Origin of the sequence: Jannaschia pagri, assembly GCF_019655435.1 — a bacterium.
Lineage (GTDB): Bacteria > Pseudomonadota > Alphaproteobacteria > Rhodobacterales > Rhodobacteraceae > Jannaschia > Jannaschia pagri.
Genome location: NZ_BPFH01000003.1, coordinates 53,914 through 75,107, shown reverse-complemented (window position 1 = coordinate 75,107; position 21,194 = coordinate 53,914). Strand labels below are relative to the sequence as shown.

Here is a 21,194-nt window from a genome sequence, read left to right as displayed (position 1 = left end):
AAAGGGGCGCGGTCAGCGCCCCTTTGATTTGTGTCTCTCTAGGTCAGGCTAGATCGCCAAATCGGCCTCGGTCTTTCCGGCGGCAATGGCGTCTTTGAACCACTGCGGTTGACGCCCACGTCCCGACCAGGTCTTGGCGGGGTTTTCTGGGTGCACAAACTTCGGCGGCAGCCCCGCCGATTTCGCTTTCTTCGCGCCGGCGAAGTCAGCCAGCGAGAACCCCATCTCCGCGGCCATCGACTCCAGCTTAACCTGCGCCTCTTTCATCCGACGTTCATCGAACGACTTCAAAGCGGCTGCCACATCCTTTTGGAGCTTCGTCAGCTCCTCGCGGCTCATGTCTTCAAGATTCATTTTGCAATCCCCATTGCTGCTTCCCAAGAATCGCAATAGGCCGCAAAAATTCTGAATGCAAGAACCTGATTATTGAGCGGCGATTTCTTTAGGGTCCGCCAATTCGACAATGTCGCCCATAATCCGATTCAATTCGAAGTCTTTAGGCGTATAAACCTCGGATACACCAAAAGATTTCAAACGCACCGCATCTTCATCAGGAATAATTCCGCCGACGATAACAGGGACGTGCGATAGGCCTGCGGTCCGCATCCGCTCCATCAGATCCTCGACCAAAGGCAGGTGCGACCCCGATAGGATCGACAGGCCGACCACATGGGCGCCTTCGTCCAAAGCGGCGGCCACGATGGCCTCGGGCGTGAGGCGAATGCCTTCGTAGCGGATGGCCATGCCACAGTCGCGGGCGCGCACGGCGATTTGCTCGGCGCCGTTGGAATGGCCGTCCAATCCGGGCTTGCCCATCAAGAACGTCAGGCGACGTCCCAGCTTATCGCTGACCGCGTCTACGGCACCGCGCAATTCCTCCAGACCCTCGGTCCGGTTCGATTGAGAGGCGGACACCCCGGTGGGGCCGCGATACTCTCCGTGGACGCCGCGCATGACACCGGCCCATTCGCCGGTGGTGACGCCCGCCTTTGCGGCGGCAATCGACGGCTCCATGATATTGGTGCCCTCGCGCGCCGCCCGTCCCAGGGCGTCCAGCGCCGCTTTGACGGCCTCATCGTCGCGGGCCTCGCGCCAGGCGTCCAGGCGCTCGATCTGGTCGGCCTCAACGGCTGGGTCGACGACCATGATGCCACCGTCTTCACCGACCAGCGGCGAGGGCTCCCCTTCTTTCCAGGCGTTGACGCCGACAACCGTCGTATCGCCCCGCTCGATCCCGCCCAGACGGTCCGCATTCGATTCGACCAGACGGCTTTTCATATACTCGATGGACGAGACCGCCCCACCCATGCCGTCCAGCACGGCCAATTCGGCGCGGGCACCTTCCTTCAGGGCCTCGACCTTCTTGGCGACCACTGGGGAGCCATCGAACAGATCGCCGTATTCCAAGAGGTCCGTCTCATAGGCCAGGACCTGCTGCATCCGCAGGGACCATTGCTGATCCCAGGGGCGGGGCAGGCCCAGGGCTTCGTTCCAGGCGGGCAATTGGACCGCGCGGGCCCGGGCCGTTTTGGACAGGGTCACTGCCAGCATTTCCAGCAGGATACGATAGACGTTGTTCTCCGGCTGTTGCTCCGTCAGCCCCAGGGAGTTCACCTGCACCCCGTAGCGGAAGCGGCGGAACTTCGGATCCTCCACGCCGTAGCGTTCGGTGCAGATCTCATCCCACAGCTCGACAAAGGCGCGCATTTTGCACATCTCGGTCACGAACCGGATGCCCGCATTCACGAAGAACGAGATCCGCCCGACCAGCCGGGGGAAATCCTCCTCCGGGACGCGCCCGCGCAACTCATCCAGGACCGAGGTCGCGGTGGCCAGCGCAAAGGCCAACTCCTGCTCCGGCGTCGCACCGGCCTCTTGCAGGTGGTAGGAGCAGACGTTCATCGGGTTCCACTTGGGGATCGCCTGGTAGCAATACTCGGCCACATCCCCGATCAGCTTCATCGACGGCTTCGGAGGCAGGACATAGGTCCCCCGGGACAGGTATTCCTTGACTAGATCGTTCTGCACCGTGCCCTGCAGCTTGGAGGTATCGGCCCCCTGCTCCTCGGCCACAGCGATATAAAGCGCCAGCAGCCAAGGCGCCGTCGCGTTGATCGTCATCGAGGTGTTCATCTGCTCCAGCGGGATATCTTGGAACAGCGTCCGCATGTCGCCCAGATGCGCCACCGGCACGCCGACCTTACCGACCTCGCCCCGCGCCAGGATATGGTCGCTGTCATAGCCCGTCTGCGTGGGCAGGTCGAAGGCGACCGACAGACCGGTCTGACCCTTGGCCAGGTTCGCCCGATACAGGGCGTTGGATTTCGCCGCGGTAGAGTGACCGGCATAGGTGCGGAACAGCCAGGGACGATCCTTGGCGGGGCGGGACTCTGACGTCGTGTCTTGCTGCGACATGGCGAAGCCTCTTGTAACAATCTTGCGCTTTGGGTCAGTTATCCGAAAGATCAGGCAACTGTCAATTCGCCGCGTTGCGGCATTTCCGAGGCACTCTTTTCACCGGCCCAAGCAGACACAGGTCTGCACGGGGGGTGTACCGTGGTATGTACGCCCGGTGTACGCGACTTTCGGAGGGGCAGGGCCTGTCACACGCCGTTGAGATCCCGGTTTGGGCCCTGATCCTGCTGTGTGGATTCGCGGCCGTGACCTTTGCGTCCCACTTCCTCTTTCCGTCGGTGCGGTGGTTCTTTCGCAAACGGGCGGAGCGGTTGGTTGCCCGCCTGAACACCCGGCTCGCGCGCCCCATTCAGCCGTTCAAGCTGGCCCATAGGACCGAGACGGTGAACCGCCTCGCCTATGACCCGCAGGTGGCCCAAGCCGTCATCGACTTCGCCGCCGCCGAAGGCATCCCAGAGGCCGTCGCCTTCGAGACCGCGCGCCGCTACGCCAATGAGATCGTGCCAGGTTTCTCCGCGACACTCTATTTCAGCGTGGCCACGCGGGCGGCCCAATGGCTCTCCCGGTCGCTCTATCGCGTGCGTGTTAGTGGGGAGGTGGCGGCCCTGGACGGGATCGACACCGATGCCACGGTCGTCTTCGTTCTCAACCACCGGTCCAACATGGATTACGTTTTGGTGACCTGGCTGGCGGCCCGTCAAACGGCCTTGGCCTATGCGGTGGGTGAATGGGCGCGGCGCTGGCCCCTGGCCCCGCTGATCCGGGCGATGGGGGGCTATTTCGTGCGCCGGAAGAACCTCAACCCCCTGTATCGCAAGGTTCTGGCCCGATACATCCAACTGGCAACGGCGGGTGGCGTGACCCAAGCCATTTTCCCCGAAGGACGGCTCAGCCGCACGGGCGCGTTGCAGGACCCGAAGCTGGGCATCCTCAGCTACCTCATTGCGGATCATGATCCAGACGCGGCTCGCGACGTGGTCTTTGTGCCGGTGGCCGTCAATTATGAGCGCGTCCTAGAGGATCGAGTCCTCATCGCGGCGTCGACGAAAGGCGCAAAGGCCTTTCGCCTACGCTGGTGGATGGTGGCGCGGCACCTCTTTCGGCATTTACAACTGCGTGTGACCGGTCGGTTCACCCGGTTTGGCTATGCGGCGGTGTCCTACGGGCGCCCGCTGTCTCTGCAGGCCTTCTTGGCCCACGACCACGACGACCCAACCGAGGCGCTGGGGCAGGCCCTGATTGGTCGGATTGCCGACGTTTTGCCGGTCCTTCCCTTGGCGCTGGTGAGCGAGGCCCTGCTGTCTGGCGCGCAGACCGTTGCAGCCGTGGCCGCTCACCTGGATACTCGGCGGGTGGCTCTGGCCCAGGCCGGCCATCCTGTCCATGGCGCCCGTCGCCCGGCCAAAGAGGCGGCCCTGATCGCCCTGCGTATGTTGGCCGTTCGTCGGGCTATCAGCCTGGATCGCCCCGAGATAGAGATCCACCCAGACTGGCGCCCGGTTCTGTCGTTCTACGCCACGACATTGCCATAGCAAAAATCCACGGCGACATAAAATTACAACATATACGTTTTGGGGGTTGGAAAGTTACTCAGGTGCTGCTACCTCCGTCGCAGCGCAGCATTGCAGTTCCGCACTGCGGCATGACTCATCAGGAGGAAGGCATGGCCTTAGATACCGACACGCAACCGTTGGCGTATGACGCCGTCGCCAAAGACCTTTACGAGATGGGCGAAATGCCCCCCATGGGTCACGTGCCAAAGCAGATGTATGCTTGGACGATCCGTCGCGAACGCCACGGTGAGCCGGACACGGCGATGCAGCAGGAAATCGTCGACGTCCCCACGCTGGACAGCAACGAGGTCCTGGTCCTCGTGATGGCCGCTGGCGTCAACTACAACGGCGTCTGGGCCTCGCTCGGCAAGCCGATCTCGCCCTTTGATGGCCATGGTCAGCCCTTCCACATCGCGGGCTCCGACGCGTCCGGTATCGTTTGGGCCGTTGGCGAAAAGGTTACGCGCTGGAAGGTCGGTGACGAGGTCGTCATCCACTGCAACCAGGACGACGGCGACGACGAGGAATGCAACGGCGGCGACCCGATGTATTCCCCCAGCCAGCGCATCTGGGGTTACGAGACGCCCGACGGCTCCTTCGCGCAGTTCACCAATGTGCAGGCCCAGCAGTTGATGCCGCGCCCCAAGCATCTCACCTGGGAAGAGGCCGCTTGCTATACGCTGACGCTGGCCACCGCCTACCGGATGCTGTTCGGGCATGAGCCCCACGACCTGAAGCCCGGCCAGAACGTTCTGGTTTGGGGTGCTTCGGGTGGCCTCGGCTCCTACGCGATCCAGCTGATCAACACCGCGGGTGCCAACGCCATCGGCGTCATCTCGGACGAGAGCAAGCGCGACTTCGTTATGGGTCTGGGCGCCAAGGGCGTGCTGAACCGGAACGACTTCAAGTGCTGGGGCCAGCTGCCCACCGTGAACACGCCGGAATATGCCGATTGGTTCAAAGAGGCCCGCAAGTTCGGCAAGGCCATCTGGGACATCACCGGCAAGGGCAACAACGTCGACATGGTGTTCGAGCACCCTGGCGAAGCGACCTTCCCTGTCTCGACCTTCGTCGTGAAAAAGGGCGGCATGGTCGTGATCTGTGCCGGGACCACCGGGTTCAACCTGACCTTCGACGTCCGCTACATGTGGATGCACCAGAAGCGCCTGCAGGGCTCGCACTTTGCGCACCTCAAGCAGGCCAGCGCCGCCAACAAGCTGATGGTGGAGCGTCGTCTGGACCCCTGCATGTCCGAGTGCTTCACCTGGGCCGATCTGCCCGCCGCGCACATGAAGATGCTGCGCAATGAGCACAAGCCGGGCAACATGTCCGTCCTGGTGCAGGCGCCCAAGACGGGCCTGCGCACCCTGGAAGACGTGCTGGAGGCCGGCAAGACCGCCTAAGCCCCACGCGAATCCCCCTTTGAACGGCCCCGCCATCGTGCGGGGCCGTTCTTTTTTCGTTCTACGACATCATTGACGTCAGAGGGTTACGCGCCTGCTCCTCGCTATTTTGGGGGAGGGAAAATCCGCGAATTTCGGGGAAAACTGCCCTGGGGTAGGGTTTGCTTAATGGTTCGTTAACACTCCCGAAAGGATGCTCGGATGTCGAAGAATTGGATCATCGAGGTGCTGGGCGATCTGCGCGGCTTCGCGGTCATGAACGACTTGCCGACCCTGGCCGACCAGCTGGAAGAGGCCATCGTCGTCGCCATCGCGGAGATCCCGCCGGAGGACACCGCATCCGCAGGGGCAGGGCCGAATGGCGCGGAAGCTGGACGATTTGCTGGAACGACTCGGTGATGCCACGGATCTGTCGGCATTGGATTCGGCGGTGTTCGACTTGCGGGACCGCTACGATGTGGAACACCTCGTCTACCACTCGGTGAAGTCGTCGGGCGACCAATGGGCCGCCCTGACCTATCCGCAGCCCTGGGTCGACGCCTATGTGGAAAACAACTTTCAGACCATCGACCCCGTGGTCCTGTCTTGTTTCCGCGGCTTCACGCCCGTGGATTGGAAGCGGCTGGATTGGTCGTCCCGCCCGGCCCGCGCCCTGTTTGGCGAGGGGATCGCCAACGGTCTTGGCAACCAGGGCTTCAGCCTGCCCATCCGGGGGCCGTCGGGGCAGTTTGCCCTGTTCACGGTGAACCACCGATCCGGCGATGATACCTGGGGCAAGTTCACCCGAGGGTATATGCATGACCTGCTGCTGGCGGCCCATTTCGTCAATGAGCGGGCGCTGGCCTTGGACGGCGAAGGACATGCGCCGCACCAGGCCCTGTCGCCCCGCGAAACTGACGCGCTCACCCTGTTGGCCGCTGGCAAGAGCCGGGCGCAGGCGGCCGAGCGCCTCAAGATCAGTGAGCACACCCTGCGCGTCTATATCGAAAGCGCCCGGTTCAAACTGGGCGCGCTGAACACGACCCATGCCGTGGCAAATGCGCTGAGCCGTGGGTTGATCTGCCTCTGACGCCACGTGCGCGCGTGGGTCGGAGCACGGCGCGGTTGCCGCCTTTCTTAAGCGGCGACCGGTTACACATCGTTAATCTGCTCTCGGAGAAGCCCCCTGTCACGTGCTGACAGGAAAGGGCCCTCCGATGATCCGCTATCTTTATGCTTCCGACTTGGACCGCAACGGAGCCTTGGCGGCGGGCATGTTCCGCGACCGCACAGCGCAGTTCCGGGACCGCATGGGATGGGATGTGGATGTGGACGCCCTGGGGTGGGAGACGGATGCCTATGACCGCTTGGACCCGCTCTATGTGATCGCCGAGGACCATAGGGGCCGCCACGCGGGGTCCTTGCGGTTTTTGCCGACCACCGGCGATACAATGCTGGGCGATGTCTTTCCGCATCTGACCGGTGGCGGGCCGATCCGCTCACCGTTGATCTGGGAATGCACGCGGTTCTGCCTGTCGCCCACAGCGGATGCCGGGGTGGCACGCCGCCTGTTGTTGGCCGCGTCCGAGGTGGGTCTGGCCATGGGGCTCCGCCATTCGGTCGCGGTTTTTGATGCACCCATGGTCCGTGTCTATCGCCGGTTGGGGTGGCAGCCTGATATACTGGGCACAGATGCGGGGATTTCAGCGGGACTCTGGACATTCTCGGACGCGGTCCATGACGGGCTGTGCGACCGCGCGGGGATCTCACCGCAGCAATCCCGCGCTTGGCTCGAAGCCGATCTGGGGCACCTGCCGCTGGCCGTGGGTGCCTAAGGGCCTTTCGGTCCAGGATGCAGCCGCTACAAGGGGGCATGGATGCTTCTGTTCCCGCTCTGTCCCCGGACCAGGCCACGGCCTGGGATCGCATCGCCGAGGTGTTGAGCGAGAGCGGCGTTGACCTCGTCGAAGGCTATGCCGCCCCCCGCGAAGACGACGACAGCCGCGTTCTGGCCGTGACCGGCAAGGCGGGATCGGGCAAGACGCTGTTGCTGGCGGAATTGGTGAAATCCCTGAAGGGGGCCGGGCTGGACGTGGTGTCGGGCGATTGGGAGCGGAAGGGCGGCGACCGCCGCACCATGGCCGTCTTGGCGCCCACCAACAAAGCGGCCAGCGTCTTGCGCACCCGGGGCGTGCCCGCGACCACGATCCACCGGATTCTCTATACGCCCGTCTACGACCCGGAATATGAGAAACTGGCCGAATGGCTGGCCGGGGATGCAGAGCGTCCCGTGATCGAGGGCCTGACCGAAGAGGCCATGGACCGCGCCAAACGGGTGTATGACGAAACCGACAGCGTCCCTGGCGCCTTGGCGGCGGCGGGCCTGCGGGGCAGCGATTTCATCACAGGGTGGAAGCGGCGCGAGAGCCCGTTGGACATTGGCTTCGTCGATGAATCCTCCATGCTCGACGACAAGCAGTTCGACGACCTCAAGGAGATCTTCCCAACACTCGTCCTGTTCGGTGACCCCGCCCAGCTTGCCCCAGTCAACCAGTCGGGGCGTATGGTGTTCGACCGGTTCTCCGGTGACGACCACCTGCATTTGGACCGTGTCCACCGGCAGGAGGCGGACAGCCCTATCCTCGATCTGGCCCATGCCTTAGGCGACCCTGACCTGAGCTTTGAGACCTTTGAGCGGATGGTGGAGGATGCTGCCGCGCGGGATGATCGAGTGCAGGTGGCAGGCCGAGTGGACAGTGATCTGATGGCACGCTCACCGGTGCTGGTCTGGCGGAATGCGACGCGGATCCGTCTCATCCACGCCTTTCGCCGGGCCCACGGCGCCGATGACACCCATCTGCTGCCCGGGGAGCCGTTGATCTGCGACGGTCTGGAACTGCCGCTCAAGCATCGCAAACGCCGCATCGACCTGGAGGCACGCGGGCTGATCAAGGGCGCGCAAGTCGTCTATCTGGGGCCAGGGCGCAAGCCGGGGTTTTCCAAGCTGCACGTGGTCGGCGCGCCGGAACCGGAAATCAGCGTCAGTTCCATCGTCAAAATCGAACAAGTGGATGAGGAAGAGCCGTTCCTTCCCTTTGCGGCGCGCATGGGCGCGGCCTTTCTGCATGGGGCGGCGGTGACGACGCACAAGGCCCAAGGCTCCCAATGGGGAGAGGTGCAGGTCTTTGCCCCAGACCTCTACGCCGCCAGTCGCGCAGGCCGGGTCGAGGCCGGGCAACAGCTCTGGAAGCGCCTGGCTTACGTGGCCATCACCCGCGCGGTGAACCGCGTGATTTGGGTGCGTCGCTATGCACTGGCGATGCCTAAGACGGACCTGGGCACGGCGGACCTGAAGGCCCCTGCGGCCCCCCTGACCCTGGAAGCGGAGAGCTCGGAATGAAGAGTATCCTGATCACTGGCGCCTCATCTGGTATCGGTGCGGCGACGGCCAAATTGTTCCTGGAGGCGGGCTGGACCGTGGGCCTGATGGCCCGGCGCCCCGAGGCGCTGTCCGACGTGGCGGCGGACCATCCACAGTCACATGTGTTGCCCGGGGATGTGACCGTGCCCGAGGACTGCGACCGCGTCGTGTCCGACTTCGCGGCCTTGGCCGGTCGGTTGGATGTTCTGTTCAACAACGCGGGTGTTTTCGTGCCAGCGGCCCCCATCGATGAGACCTCGGTCGCGGATTGGACCCATGCCGTCTCGGTCAATCTGACGGGGATGTTCCTGATGGCCCGTGCGGCCTTTGGTCAGATGCGGCACCAGGGCGGGGGACGGATTATCAACAACGGCTCCATCAGCGCCCATGTCCCGCGCGAGGGCGCGGTGACCTATACGGTTACCAAACACGGGGTCACCGGCTTGACCCGTCAATTGGCGCTAGACGGCCGCGCGCTGGGCATCGCCTGCGGCCAGATCGACATCGGCAACGCGCGCACGCCGATGCTGGAAGCCCTGGATGCCGCCCAAAGGGATGCGGGCGGCGAGGGTGTGGCGATGATGGATGTGGCCGATGCGGCGCGGGCCGTGAAACATATGGCCGATCTGCCGCCCGAGGCAAATGTTCTGACCATGACGATCATGGCCAACGGGATGCCTTACGTCGGTCGCGGGTAACGCAGGGTCAATGCCCGCAGTGGCGGGCGGTGGTTGACCGTGGAGACCTGGCTCGGAGGTGGCATGGACCGGGTCCCTGACGTCTTACCTGGATCTGCCTAGGTCGCGCCTGGGCGATCGGGGGCGCTTTGCATATTTGTGGAACATCGAATGGGGGGCGCGCGCCAGGTCTGGACTGGTGGTATGTCGGGTGGCCGGGTCTGTGAGCGTTATTTTTCGCGCGCGGACGGGGGCTTAGGGCAGCAAGTACCGGAACACGGTCGAGGCGATCCAGCCAGCGGCAATCGCGATTGCCAGCGACAAAAGCCCGTAGATCAGCGGTTGTTCATGGGCGAGCGCATAGATGAAGCGCTCCAACCCGACCTTCTGGACAAAGATGGAGGTCGCGTAGCTGTCCACGACTTGCCCGTCTCGCGTCAGAAAGATCCGGGTGTTGTAGTCGCCCTCGGTCAAGGCCGCCGGCAGGGCGATCTCTGTTGAGAAAAGCGTCGAGTCCCGGAGTTGAACGGTCTCAGCCGCTTGAATGTAAATGCCGTCGGCCTCTCGCACGCGGATCAGGGCCTCCAGGAAGGCCGGTGGATTTTCCGCCATCTCGGTTGCCCCCACGGCCCGTAGCTTGCGCCCGGTGGAGATGTTCCAGCGTTGGTCTTCGGTCTCGCTCAACGCCCGGTCCAGGGGGACGGTGGAGGCGACGGCGTAGAAGCTCGGTGCGCGCTCCACCTCGACCCCTTCGACATTGACCCAAATGCCGAACCGGCGATCTTTGCGGCGGACAGTCACGACCTCATCTGGGCCGGAGATGGTGATGATGACCGCCAAGGGGGACGCACCCTGTGGGATTGGCGCATCCCGTTTGACCGCGCCGAACACAAGGATCTCGGAGCCGTCGAAGGACGTCGAGATGGAAACGCGGTCTTGGGACAGATCCGCGACCACCTCTTCGGCGTGCAGCGGTAGGGCGACGCAGATCAAACAGGCCAGCGCTGAGAGGAGGTGCCGCATCAATGCCCCCCGTCCACGCCGACGCTGAACAACTCGGAGGGCATGATCAGCAGGTCCAACGCCAGTTTGCCGCAAACGGCGAGAACCATGATCGCCAGAAGAATGCGCAGTTGTTCGGCCTTGAGGCGGGTCCCGATGCGCGTCCCAACCTGCGCGCCCACGACGCCCCCAACCAGCAACAAAACCGCCAGGACCATGTCTACGGTGTAGTTCGTTGTCGCATGCAGTAGCGTGGCGAAACCCGTCACGAAGATGATCTGGAACAGCGAGGTGCCGACGACCACCTTGGTGGGCATCCCCAGCAGATAGATCATCGCGGGGACCATGATGAAGCCGCCCCCGACGCCCATGATCGCCGCCAGGATGCCCACGAACAGCCCCACCAGCATCGGCGGAATGACTGAGATGTAGAGCCCGCTGGTGCGAAACTTCATCTTGAAGGGCATGGCGTGGATCCAGCCCCGTTGGCGGCGCACGGTTTTCGGGGCCGGTCCCTTTGCCCGGGACTTTCGGATCGCGTTCAGGCTTTCGAAGAACATCAGCCCGCCAATGATCCCGAGGAACACGACGTAGCAGAGCTTCACCAGCAGATCGACTTGGCCCAACTCCTTCAGGAGGGAAAAGACCTGCACGCCAAGGCCTGCCCCAATCAAGCCGCCAATCAGCAGGACGATCCCCATGCGCAGGTCCACTGATTTTCGCCGGAGGTGGGCCAAAACGCCAGAAAAGCTGGAGGCGACGATGATATTTGCCTCGGTGGCAACGGCGACCGCCGGGGGGATGCCGATCATGAACAGGAGCGGCGTCATCAAGAAGCCGCCGCCCACACCGAACATGCCAGACAGAATCCCGACCATGCCGCCCAAGCCCACAAGGAGGAAGGCGTTGACGGAGACTTCGGCGATTGGAAGGTAGACTTGCACGGGGCACCTCTGGGGTTACCCTGCAATAGGCGGAACCAGTGGGTCATTTCAAACCCTGCGCGTTCACTTTAGCGGAACAATCGGAAAGATTGCGTGCCGTGGACTTATCGGCACGGCCAAACTGGCCTGACTTAAAGGGCGCTGCGCCATGCACTCCACGGCTCTGGCCGATGGCGCACCGCTGCCCTTAGCCGTGTCTGCTTTGGGGCGGTCTTTGGGTTATCCCAGAAAGTCGGTCAGCACGGACGACAGCTTTGCGGCGCCCAAGGGCGCCATGGCTTTGGTATGGTCATGGCTGATGGCCTCGTCCGATAGGCCCGCCGCCATATTCGTGATTGTCGAAATGGCCGCGGCCTTCAGCCCAAGAAAGCGCGCCAAGATCACCTCGGGCACCGTGGACATGCCGACGGCATCGGCGCCGAGGGTGCGGATCGCGCGGATCTCGGCAGGGGTTTCGAAGGAGGGACCAGAGTACCAGGCATAGACACCTTCGTGCAGGTCGACCGACGTCGCCTCGGCAGACGCCCGCAGCTTTGCGCGCAGGCCCGGGTCATAGGCGTCGCCCATGGGCACGAAGCGGCGGTCGCTTGGCTCACCGATCAGCGGGTTCAGGCCAGAGAAGTTGATATGGTCGGTCAACAGCATCAGCGAGCCCGTCGGCATATCTGCGCGCAGGCTACCGGCGGCATTGGTCGCCACAAGGGCCTCGGCGCCCAGGTCCGTCAAGACTTCGAGGGGCAGGCGCATGGCATCGGCGCGGCCGCTTTCGTAATAGTGTGACCGTCCACCGAAGACGGCAACGCGCGTGCCGCTCAGTTGGCCGATGACGAGCTTCGGCGTATGGCCGCTGACCCCCGCATGGGGGAAGCCCGGAAGATCCGCGTAGTCGATCGCCACGCCGTCCACTTGGTCCGCCAGATGGCTAAGACCAGACCCCAGGATCAGGCCGTAACGCGGAGGCTCGGCCCCCGCGCGGTCCTGGATCAGGCGGGCGAGGTCACCGCTCTTTGACATAGGGTTCTCCTCCGGCGCGGGGCGGGATGGCTTTGCCAACGAAACCGGCCAGGATCACGACGGTCAGGATGTAAGGCAGGGCTTGCATGAACTGAGTCGGGATCGCGATGCCCATAAGCTCCAGGCTCTGAAACCGATTGCCAAGTGCTTCGAGCAACCCGAACAGGAACGTTGCGCCCAAAGCCTGCCAGGGGCGCCATTTGGCGAAGATCAGCGCGGCCAAGGCGATGAAGCCCCGGCCTGCCGACATCTCTTTGACGAAGCCTGCCGACAGCGCCGTGGCCAGATAGGCGCCCGCGATCCCGCAGAGGACGCCGCAGATCATCACGGCGGCAAAGCGCAGGCCCACAACGCTGATGCCGGCTGTGTCCACCGCAGCCGGGTTTTCGCCCACGGCCCGCAGGCGCAGGCCAAAGCGTGTGCGCGACAGAATCCACCAGGTGGCGGGCACACAGGCCAAGGCCACGTAGACGAGGATCGAATGGCCAGACAGCAGGTCGGCGTAGATGGGCCCGAGGAAAGGCACCCCGCGAATGGCGTCGGCGAAGGGCAGGGTGATTTCGTGGAAGCGGGCGGCGCCCTCGAGCTGCGGGGTGCGCCCGCCCAAGCCGAACCACGCCTCGCCGATCACCACGGTGAGGCCCGACGCCAAAAAGTTGATCGCCACGCCCGAGATGAGCTGATTGCCCCGAAACGTGATCGAGGCCACCCCATGGATCGCCGCCAGCATCAGCGATGCCAGCACGCCAGCCAGCAGGCCAAGCCAGACATTCCCGGTGTAGGCCGCCATGGCCGCCGACAGAAAGGCCGAGGCGAGCATCTTGCCCTCCAGCCCGATATCGAAGATCCCGGCGCGCTCGCTGAACAGACCGGCCAAACAGGCCAGCAGCAGGGGCGTGGCCAACCGCAGGGACGAGTCGAGGATTTGGATGATGTCGAGGAAGTCCAACGCTCAGGTCCTTTCCGTGGCCAGCCGTAGGGCGAAGGTTGACAGCACAACACCAAGCGCCCCGTCGATCCAGCGGCGCAGGCGGTGATACGCGGTGCCGACGATCGCCGTGGAAAAGGCCATGGCATAGGCTCCGTGGCCCGCAAACGACAACGCCATGCCCATCCCGATCAGCAGGGCGCCAACCTGCCAAGGGGCGCTAGGCGCCAAGGCGACGGCGGCGATGCCCACCCATTGCAGCGCCGCCTTGGGGTTGGTCATCTGGATGGTAAGGCCTGACAAAAAGGCATTCCCGCGCACTGGTGTCGCGGTTTGTCTTTCGGGGTTGGGTCGGACCGCCGCGCGAAACGACTTGAACGCGAACCACAAGAGAACGGCGGCGCCGAGATATCGCAGAAGGGTCATGGCGCTCGCATACTGCGCGACAAGGGCCGTTAGGCCCGCGACGGTCATGGCTGCCCAGAGGCCGGAGCCAACGGCGATCCCCGCTGACATGGCCAGGCCCCGGCGCCGCCCATGGGCCAGCGATGTGGCGATGATGGCGGCGAGGTTTGGCCCGATCACCAAGAACCCCATGGCGAAAATGCCAAGCCCTGCCAGCAGGCCCGGCACATGGGGCAGGATATCGCTCATGATCCCGCCTTCTGCGCCGGTTTGCGCCGCAAGGTCAGAAAGACGCGCGCGATGGGCGCCCGCACCATGTTGTCCAACGCCCCGGTAAATAGGATCACCAGGGCTTGGATGACGAGGATGATCTCTCGCGTCATGCCGTTCATCTCAAAGGTCAATTCGCCGCCGCCTTGGTAGAGAGCGCCGAACAGCAAGGCTGCCAGGAAGACGCCAAGGGGGTGGGACCGGCCCATCAGTGCCACGGCGATTCCCACGAACCCGGCGCCTTGGACCGGGTCGATGACCAGGCGCTCGGCCTCCCCCATGACCGAGTTGATGGCCATCAGACCGATCAAGCCGCCAGAGATGAGCATCGCAACCATCGTGATCCGGGTTGAGGAGATCCCCCCGTAAAGGCCTGCGGGTTCGGACTTGCCGAATGACCGGATCTCATACCCCAAACGTGTGCGCCAAATCAGGGCCCAGACGAAGACACAGGCGGCGAGTGCGAGAAAGAACGAGACGTTCAGGGGGGTCGAGCGGCTGAACCCGAGCCAAGGCGCGATGTCATAGGCATTCGGTAGGCGCACGGCCTCGACGAAGCGCGCGGTCTCGGGCGATCCGCCCGCTCCCGGGACAAGCAGCACGCGGCTGAGCAGGTAGACCATCAGGGCCGAGGCGATGAAGTTGAACATGATCGTCGTGATGACGATATGGCTGCCCCGTTGTGCCTGTAGGTAGGCGGGGATCGCGGCCCAGGCCGCCCCGAACAGCGCGGCCCCCAGTGAGGCGGCGATTATTGCCAAGGACCAATGGGGTAGGGGCAGATAGAGCAACACGAGCGCAACCCCTAGGCCGCCGAGCGCGGCTTGACCCTCGCCGCCGATGTTGAACAGACGCGCATGGAAGGCCACCGCGACGCCGAGGCCGGTGAAGATGAAGTTTGTCGTGTAAAAGAGCGTATAGCCCCAGCCGTAGGCCGAGCCGACGGACCCATTCACGAGGATGTAGAGCGCCTCGAACGGGTCTTTGCCGATCAGAGCGACCACGATGCCGGAGACGATGAGTGCCAGAACCAAGTTTACCAGCGGGATCAGAAGGATATCGGCCCATTTGGGCAGGGACTCGGTCATGATGTGCCCCTGGCGCTGATGGGCGCGCTGCGCGTGGGGGCTTTGCCCCCGCCGCCCTTCGGTCGTCCCCCCCAGCATATTTTAGGAACATCGAAGGGGCGGGCCGTTAACCTTAATGAAGGGTGAAACGCGAAAGGAGTCATGCGGCGGCGTCTTTCCCTGTCATGCCGGCCATCAAGAGGCCGAGTTCATTGGCATCGGTTTGGTCCGGGAGTCGTTCCCCCATGATGCGCCCGTCGAACATGACGGCGATCCGGTCGGAGAGGGCCATGATCTCATCGAGTTCCACCGACACGAGTAAGATCGCCTTGCCCTGGTCTCGCAGGGCGATGACTTGTTGGTGGATGAATTCGATGGCGCCGATATCTACGCCGCGTGTGGGCTGACCGATCAGGAGCAGATCTGGGTTTCGCTCGATTTCCCTGGCGAGGACGATCTTTTGTTGATTGCCGCCCGAGAAGTTTTTGGCGGCCAGCGTGGGATCAGGTGGGCGCACATCGAAGCGTTCCATCTTGGCGGCGCAGTCGTCCCGCATGGCCCCGTGGTCCATGAAGAGGCCCCGACAGAAGGGCTCGGAATGGTGGTAGCCAAAGGCCACGTTTTCCCAGGCACCGAAGTCCATGATGAGGCCTTCGCGCTGCCGGTCCTCGGGCACATGGGCAATGCCGCGGGCCCGCCGCGTTCGCGCATCGGAGGCCGTGCCGGTCAGGTCGATCTGCTCACCGTTCATAGTGATCGTGCCGGTGCCCTGCGTGTAGCCGCCCAGGACCTCCAGCAACTCGGACTGGCCGTTTCCGGCCACGCCAGCGATCCCCAGAACTTCGCCCGCCCGAATGTCCAGGTCGATGCCGCGCAGGCGTTCCACGCCTTGATCGTCCACAACGCGCAAGCCCCGGACGGATAGGACCGTCTCGCCGGGTGTTGCTGGCACCTTGTCCACGCGCAGCAGGACCTTGCGACCCACCATCAGCTCCGCCAATTGCTCCGGGGAGGTCTCGGCGGTTTTCACGGTGGCCGTCATCTCGCCGCGCCGCATGACGCTGACCGTGTCGGTAATCTCCATAATCTCCCGCAGCTTGTGGGTGATGAGGATGATTGTTTTCCCCTCGTCCTTGAGGCCCTTGAGGATGCGGAAGAGGTGGTCCGCCTCGGCGGGGGTCAGGACGCCCGTGGGCTCGTCCAGGATGAGAATATCGGCCTCGCGATAGAGCGCCTTCAGGATCTCGACCCGCTGCTGTTGACCCACGCCCAGGTCTTCGATCACGGCGTCGGGATCCACGTCCATCTCGTATTCTTGGGCGAGATCGGTCAACAGTTTCCGAGCCTTGGCCAGGGAGGGCTTGAGCAGGGCGCCGTCCTCGGCGCCGAGGATCACGTTTTCCAGAACGGTGAAATTCTCGACCAGCTTAAAGTGCTGGAAGACCATCCCGATGCCCGCGTCGATGGCGGCCTGACTGTCGGGGATCGGGGTCGTCTTGCCGCCGATCAGCACTTCGCCGGCGTCGGCCTTGTAGAACCCATAGAGGATCGACATGAGCGTGGATTTGCCCGCGCCGTTTTCGCCGATGATCCCGTGGATCGTGCCGCGTTTGACTTGGATCGAGATGTCCTTGTTGGCCTGTACGGGGCCGAAGGCTTTGGAGATGCCGCGCAATTCGATGGCGAGGTCTGGATTGCCGTCAGATGTCATTCGCTCTCCACAAAGCCGGTGACGCGGGTCAGGGCCCCGGCGTCTGCCTGGCCAATAAAGATCAATCGCGCGAACTTCCGTCCGCTGCGGTCCAGCCGCGCCGACACAAGCGCCGTGCCATGGGTCACCTTCGGCGCCTCGACGGGGTGTAGTTCTGCGTCGGGCAGGTTCTGGCGGAAAATGCTGAGGTACTGGGCCATGCCATCGCGCCCTTCGAAGGGTGCGGGGGCGTGGGGATCCTCGTAGAGGAACGAGGCCGCGACGGCCTCGTCCAAGATTGTGTCGCGCGCCCCGGAGTCGGGCTCATTCCAGGCCCGCAGCAGCGTCAGGAGCAACTTACCGGGGGACGCCTCGGACATTAGAAGGCCGGGCAGGAGTTGTCCGACAGGTAGTCGTGGACGGTGATCTCGCCCGCGATGATCTGGGCTTTGGCCGCTTCGACAGCGGCGACCATCTCTGCGCTCACCAGGTCGGCGTTGTTCTCGTCCATGGCGAAGCCCACGCCTTCGTTGTCGAGGCCCATGACGGTGATGCCTGTCTCAAGCTCGCCCGCCGCAGCGGCGGTGAAGCTGTCGTAGACGGCGTTGTCCACGCGCTTGACCATGGAGGTCAGAACCTCGCCCGGGTGCAGGTAGTTCTGGTTACTGTCGACGCCGATGGACAAAATATCCGCATCGGCGGCGGCTTGCAGGACGCCGATACCGGTGCCACCGGCGGCGGCAAAGACCACGTCGGACCCTTGGGAAATCTGCGAACGGGTCAGTTCCGCGCCCTTGACCGGGTCGTTCCAGGCCGTGGGCGTGGTGCCGGTCATGTTGACGATGACGTTCATGTCAGGGTTCACGGCCTTGGCGCCCTGGGCGTAGCCGCAAGCAAACTTGGAGATCAGCGGAACATCCATGCCGCCGATGAAGCTGACGGTGCCAGACTCAGACGCCATCGCTGCCATCATACCCACAAGGTAGGAGCCCTCGTGCTCGGAGAAGACGATGGATTTCACGTTGGGCTGATCGACGACCATGTCCACGATCACAAAGTCGGTGTCGGGATAGTCAGGGGCCACAACGTCCAGCGTCGATGCGTTGGCAAAGCCCAGAACCACGACCGGGTTGGCGCCGCGCTCGGCCATGCGGCGCATGGTCTGTTCGCGCTGTGCCTCGTTGGCCAGTTCCGTCTCAGCATAGTCGGCGCCGGTTTCTTCGGCCCAACGCTGGGCGCCGTTGAACGCGCTTTCGTTGAAGGATTTGTCGAACTTTCCGCCCAGGTCGATGATCAGGCCGGGGCTTGCGTGACCATCGGCAAAGGCCATGCCCGAGGTCAGGGCCAAGGCCGCAGCAGCGCCCATCAGTTTGGTGGTGATTTTCATCGGTCTCTCCCGTTGGTGCTGGCCCGGGTTCAGACGTTCCACATCCATGGAAGGCCCCCCGGCCATGCCGTAATGCAAGGGATAAGGCCGCAGCGATCCACGAAGATCAACCGGATTCGTGTGGCTCTGCCCTTCCGTCACAGGTCCTTGCGCAGGACCAAGGCATCTACGCCGTCGTAATAACCGCTGCGACGACCGGCTTCGGACCAGCCGCAGCGTCCATAGAGCGATCGGGCTGGCATGTTGTCCGCCGCGACTTCCAAGAAAGCGGCCTGGGCTGTCCTGCTGCGCGCGGCGTCTTCGAACCGGGCCAAAAGGCGGACGCCCTTGCCCTGTCGACGTGCGGGCTTCGCGACGACGAGGGTCAAAAGCTCCGCTTCGTCGGCGACGGTGCGCCCGAGGGCAAAGCCGCCCGGGTCTGCATCCGGCCCGTCCAAGAGCAGAAAGCAGCTGCGATCCTCGATGGCGGCCTGAAAGGCGGGGGGCGACCAACGGGCCGCACCTGTGAAGGCGCTTGCGTGAAGGGCCGCGAGTGTCTGAGCGAGGGGCATATCCATCCGGCCTTGTTATCGACTGCACCTAGACAGCGAAGACCGTCAGACAAGGTTTACAGTATGCGTGGCGGCAAATCAGATGTCGGGGCTGCATCCGCAGGGCGAAGGTACACCGGTGCGGGACGCATTCCGATTGTATTTGCGCCTTTTCTTGTCGCGAGCCCAATCGCTGGCGCCAGGTCTGGAGTGTCGAGCAAAACCGCTCCGGTGGCAACCGCGACGTCCTCGGCGGCAGGCCCGCAGACCCGGTTCGGCATTCCCTCTGGCACCGCATCCTCGATGCCTTGCGTCTCAATATGGGTCCCGTGGCCAAGGATGACGCGACCGCGCGGCGCGGGCAGGCACACTGTCACGTCGCGCCCGTCCCCATAGGCCTCAATGGCGCTGACGCCCTGGGCCTGAATGCCCACACCCAGGGCGATGCCCCGGGCCAAAGCCACGGAAATGCGCGTCCCGGTGAAGTTTCCGGGCCCGGTGCCAACCCCGATCCGGGACAGGTCAGAGGGGGCGAGACCGACCTCGGTCATGGCCGTTTCGATGAGGACCGGCAGACGCTCTGCCTGGCCCTTTGTCATAGCTTCGACCCGGTGAAACAGAACCTCGCGCCCATCCAAGATCGCGACGGCGCAATGGGGTTCAGAACTGTCGAAGGCGAGCGTGATGTCCCGTGTCACGGTGCTGGTGTCCGATGGTGCGGCCGGCCCAGGCGTGGTGCCCGCTGGGCGCTAGACACCAACGGGCCGCACCTCCAACACTTCGGGGATGTAGTGACGCAGCAGATTTTCGATACCCATCTTGAGGGTCATTGTCGAAGAGGGGCAGCCCGCGCAGGCGCCCTTCATCTGCAGATAGACCACCCCACGGTCGAACCCGTGGAACGTGATGTCCCCCCCGTCTTGGGCGACTGCGGGCCGCACGCGCGTGTCCAGCAGCTCGGTGATCTGGCCCACAACGGCGGCGTCGGCCTCATCGTGGTTGGCCTGGTGCTGGGCCTGCGCATCGCCCTCCATGACCGGGGCACCAGATTGGAAGTGTTCCATGATACCGCCAAGGATGGCAGGCTTCACGTGGTCCCATTCGGTGCCGTCGTCCTTTGTCACGGTCACGAAGTCATGGCCAAAGAACACGCCAGTCACGCCGTTGATGGCGAACAGGCGGGTGGCCAAGGGGGACGGCTGCGCCGCGTCGGCAGTCGGGAAATCGGCTGTCCCTGTTTCCAGCACGGTTTGGCCGGGCAGGAACTTGAGGGTGGCAGGGTTTGGCGTCGTCTCGGTCTGAATAAACATCGGGGGTACCTCCGGCAGGGTCCACACCAATGTGCGCTTCCAGCGAGGGAAGGTCAAGAACTTGGAATGATTCTAAGACGGGTCGGGCGCTTGGGCTGTCGGCCGCGCTCTACCGGGGTGGCTATTGCGGGCCAAGCGCTCGCCTAGAATAGGTTGAAGTCCTCTGCGGAGAGTGTGGGCGCGCCGTTAACGATGAAGACAACCTCCAAGGCGTCGGTGTCTAGGTCGCGGATCGAGAAAGCCCCACTTTCGGCGTCATAGGCAACCAGGCCGTCCAGGAGCGCTCGGTCGTATTGGGCCTCTGTGACGGAGCGCATGGTCCAGGCCCATGTCCCGCAGCCAAAGAACCGGTCATCAACGGCGATCACGTCGCCGTCTTTGAAATCAATGATCGTGTCGGTCCCGGGTGCCCCCGCAAGAATGACGAAGTGATCGGCGCCGACGCCCCCGACATAGGTGTTGTCTCCGACACCTCCGATCAGAGAGTCATTGCCAGCGCCGCCGATCAGGTTGTCATCGCCGTGTTCGCCGTGAAGGCTATCGTCTCCGGAGCCACCGATCAGCGTATCGTTGCCATTGTATCCACGCACATCATCGTCGCCGCCCTGCCCATCCAGGCGATCATTTCCATGGTGTCCAATGAGTCTTTCATCCCGATCTCGGCCCGTTCTGTCCTGATCAACGGGGTCTAGGAAAAAACGCTGCGTCCAAGTTGGATAGGGATAAGCAGGCTTGTCGCTAAGGTCGTCGATGTCAAAAGTCGGAGGATTTACAATGTTGATGGGCCCGCTTTCATCCCTGACAGTTGCCTCAGTCAACCTGAGCGCCAGCCTGTTTAGATCGCTGATCGGGACACTTAGGACACTGTTTTCAATGGCCCCTTCGATGACAAGCTGTCCATTCTCCATCCGCTGATCGATTTGAACAAAAGTGCCCGCCTCATCGGAAAAGTCGCCCCCCAAACCTGTCATGTGTTGGTTGCCGACGTCAAAGACGAGGGTAAACGTCACGCGACCATCAGGCAGCGCCCCCATCGTATCAAGCAGAACGTTGACGGACCCGTAGTCCACAATGGCTCGACTGGGGTAACTAACGACTTGGTACGCGATAAACTCGAAGTCCAAGCTCCAGTTTTTCGTCTCGTCTGACATTCTTTGCGCCTATTTTCAATAATTTGCGCTGTGATCCTCGTGGACCAT

General features: G+C 63.4%; 22 protein-coding genes. 7 read left to right on the top strand and 15 right to left on the bottom strand.

All coding sequences use genetic code 11. The features are described 5' to 3' along the window. Positions 1-48 precede the first annotated feature (48 nt). Entirely contained in the window at positions 49-354 is a 306-nt protein-coding gene (locus K5R33_RS08565; RefSeq protein ID WP_220748619.1) for an H-NS histone family protein, read from the bottom strand. Positions 355-423: 69 nt separating this feature from the next. Then, positions 424-2,415: an ethylmalonyl-CoA mutase gene (locus tag K5R33_RS08560; protein ID WP_220748618.1), complete on the bottom strand. Its 1,992-nt coding sequence runs from the start codon at positions 2,413-2,415 to the stop codon at positions 424-426. A 245-nt stretch (positions 2,416-2,660) separates the two neighbouring features. On the opposite strand from K5R33_RS08560, the gene K5R33_RS08555 reads away from it, so the two are divergent. The 7 genes from K5R33_RS08555 (at position 2,661) to K5R33_RS08525 (ending at position 9,469) form a co-directional block, all read left to right on the top strand. Next, complete coding sequence (locus K5R33_RS08555) at positions 2,661-3,947, top strand: 1-acyl-sn-glycerol-3-phosphate acyltransferase (protein WP_308443227.1); 1,287 nt, start codon at positions 2,661-2,663, stop codon at positions 3,945-3,947. A 131-nt stretch (positions 3,948-4,078) separates the two neighbouring features. Next, positions 4,079-5,371: a crotonyl-CoA carboxylase/reductase gene (gene ccrA, locus K5R33_RS08550; RefSeq protein WP_220748617.1), complete on the top strand. Its 1,293-nt coding sequence runs from the start codon at positions 4,079-4,081 to the stop codon at positions 5,369-5,371. A 201-nt stretch (positions 5,372-5,572) separates the two neighbouring features. Further along, positions 5,573-5,770, top strand: coding sequence for a hypothetical protein (locus tag K5R33_RS08545; protein ID WP_220748616.1), 198 nt, complete (start codon positions 5,573-5,575; stop codon positions 5,768-5,770). Then, on the top strand, positions 5,730-6,440 hold the full coding sequence (locus K5R33_RS08540) for a helix-turn-helix transcriptional regulator (RefSeq protein WP_220748615.1): 711 nt from the start codon (positions 5,730-5,732) through the stop codon (positions 6,438-6,440). Before K5R33_RS08545 ends, K5R33_RS08540 begins: the two co-directional genes overlap by 41 nt. A 127-nt stretch (positions 6,441-6,567) precedes the next feature. After that, the gene (locus K5R33_RS08535) at positions 6,568-7,185 is read left to right on the top strand and encodes an acyl-homoserine-lactone synthase (protein ID WP_220748614.1); all 618 of its coding nucleotides are present in this window, start codon (positions 6,568-6,570) and stop codon (positions 7,183-7,185) included. A 38-nt stretch (positions 7,186-7,223) separates the two neighbouring features. Next, positions 7,224-8,750: an ATP-dependent DNA helicase gene (locus K5R33_RS08530; RefSeq protein ID WP_220748613.1), complete on the top strand. Its 1,527-nt coding sequence runs from the start codon at positions 7,224-7,226 to the stop codon at positions 8,748-8,750. Continuing rightward, the gene (locus K5R33_RS08525; RefSeq protein ID WP_220748612.1) at positions 8,747-9,469 is read left to right on the top strand and encodes an SDR family oxidoreductase; all 723 of its coding nucleotides are present in this window, start codon (positions 8,747-8,749) and stop codon (positions 9,467-9,469) included. The genes K5R33_RS08530 and K5R33_RS08525 overlap by 4 nt, the downstream gene beginning before the upstream one ends. Before the next feature lie 234 nt (positions 9,470-9,703). Here K5R33_RS08525 and K5R33_RS08520 read toward each other — a convergent pair whose 3' ends face one another. From K5R33_RS08520 to K5R33_RS19160, 13 genes are all read right to left on the bottom strand, one after another. Beyond that, the gene (locus K5R33_RS08520; RefSeq protein WP_220748611.1) at positions 9,704-10,471 is read right to left on the bottom strand and encodes a TIGR02186 family protein; all 768 of its coding nucleotides are present in this window, start codon (positions 10,469-10,471) and stop codon (positions 9,704-9,706) included. Beyond that, a complete protein-coding gene (locus tag K5R33_RS08515; RefSeq protein WP_220748610.1) occupies positions 10,471-11,394 on the bottom strand; it encodes a sulfite exporter TauE/SafE family protein in 924 nt (307 codons plus the stop codon). Before K5R33_RS08515 ends, K5R33_RS08520 begins: the two co-directional genes overlap by 1 nt. 219 nt (positions 11,395-11,613) lie before the next feature. Further along, positions 11,614-12,408 carry a purine-nucleoside phosphorylase gene (locus tag K5R33_RS08510; RefSeq protein ID WP_220748609.1) on the bottom strand — a complete coding sequence of 265 codons (795 nt, stop codon included), beginning with the start codon at positions 12,406-12,408 and terminating at the stop codon, positions 11,614-11,616. Continuing rightward, positions 12,392-13,357: an ABC transporter permease gene (locus tag K5R33_RS08505; protein WP_220748608.1), complete on the bottom strand. Its 966-nt coding sequence runs from the start codon at positions 13,355-13,357 to the stop codon at positions 12,392-12,394. The genes K5R33_RS08510 and K5R33_RS08505 overlap by 17 nt, the downstream gene beginning before the upstream one ends. 3 nt (positions 13,358-13,360) lie before the next feature. Further along, positions 13,361-13,990 (bottom strand): LysE family translocator, encoded by a 630-nt coding sequence (locus tag K5R33_RS08500; protein WP_220748607.1) that lies wholly within the window; start codon positions 13,988-13,990, stop codon positions 13,361-13,363. Then, positions 13,987-15,099, bottom strand: a complete 1,113-nt coding sequence (locus K5R33_RS08495) for an ABC transporter permease (protein ID WP_220748606.1) — start codon at positions 15,097-15,099, stop codon at positions 13,987-13,989. The genes K5R33_RS08500 and K5R33_RS08495 overlap by 4 nt, the downstream gene beginning before the upstream one ends. A 139-nt stretch (positions 15,100-15,238) precedes the next feature. Further along, entirely contained in the window at positions 15,239-16,789 is a 1,551-nt protein-coding gene (locus K5R33_RS08490) for an ABC transporter ATP-binding protein (protein WP_220748605.1), read from the bottom strand. Beyond that, the gene (locus K5R33_RS08485; protein ID WP_220748604.1) at positions 16,786-17,148 is read right to left on the bottom strand and encodes a hypothetical protein; all 363 of its coding nucleotides are present in this window, start codon (positions 17,146-17,148) and stop codon (positions 16,786-16,788) included. Before K5R33_RS08485 ends, K5R33_RS08490 begins: the two co-directional genes overlap by 4 nt. Next, positions 17,148-18,155 carry a BMP family lipoprotein gene (locus tag K5R33_RS08480; protein WP_220748603.1) on the bottom strand — a complete coding sequence of 336 codons (1,008 nt, stop codon included), beginning with the start codon at positions 18,153-18,155 and terminating at the stop codon, positions 17,148-17,150. The genes K5R33_RS08485 and K5R33_RS08480 overlap by 1 nt, the downstream gene beginning before the upstream one ends. Positions 18,156-18,292: 137 nt before the next feature. Beyond that, positions 18,293-18,712 (bottom strand): GNAT family N-acetyltransferase, encoded by a 420-nt coding sequence (locus K5R33_RS08475; RefSeq protein WP_255576256.1) that lies wholly within the window; start codon positions 18,710-18,712, stop codon positions 18,293-18,295. Between the two features lie 50 nt (positions 18,713-18,762). Continuing rightward, positions 18,763-19,383 carry a tRNA (adenosine(37)-N6)-threonylcarbamoyltransferase complex dimerization subunit type 1 TsaB gene (tsaB, locus tag K5R33_RS08470; protein ID WP_220748602.1) on the bottom strand — a complete coding sequence of 207 codons (621 nt, stop codon included), beginning with the start codon at positions 19,381-19,383 and terminating at the stop codon, positions 18,763-18,765. A gap of 51 nt (positions 19,384-19,434) precedes the next feature. Then, positions 19,435-19,995 carry a NifU family protein gene (locus K5R33_RS08465; RefSeq protein ID WP_220748601.1) on the bottom strand — a complete coding sequence of 187 codons (561 nt, stop codon included), beginning with the start codon at positions 19,993-19,995 and terminating at the stop codon, positions 19,435-19,437. Between the two features lie 143 nt (positions 19,996-20,138). Next, complete coding sequence (locus K5R33_RS19160) at positions 20,139-21,146, bottom strand: calcium-binding protein (protein ID WP_220748600.1); 1,008 nt, start codon at positions 21,144-21,146, stop codon at positions 20,139-20,141. Positions 21,147-21,194 lie beyond the last annotated feature (48 nt).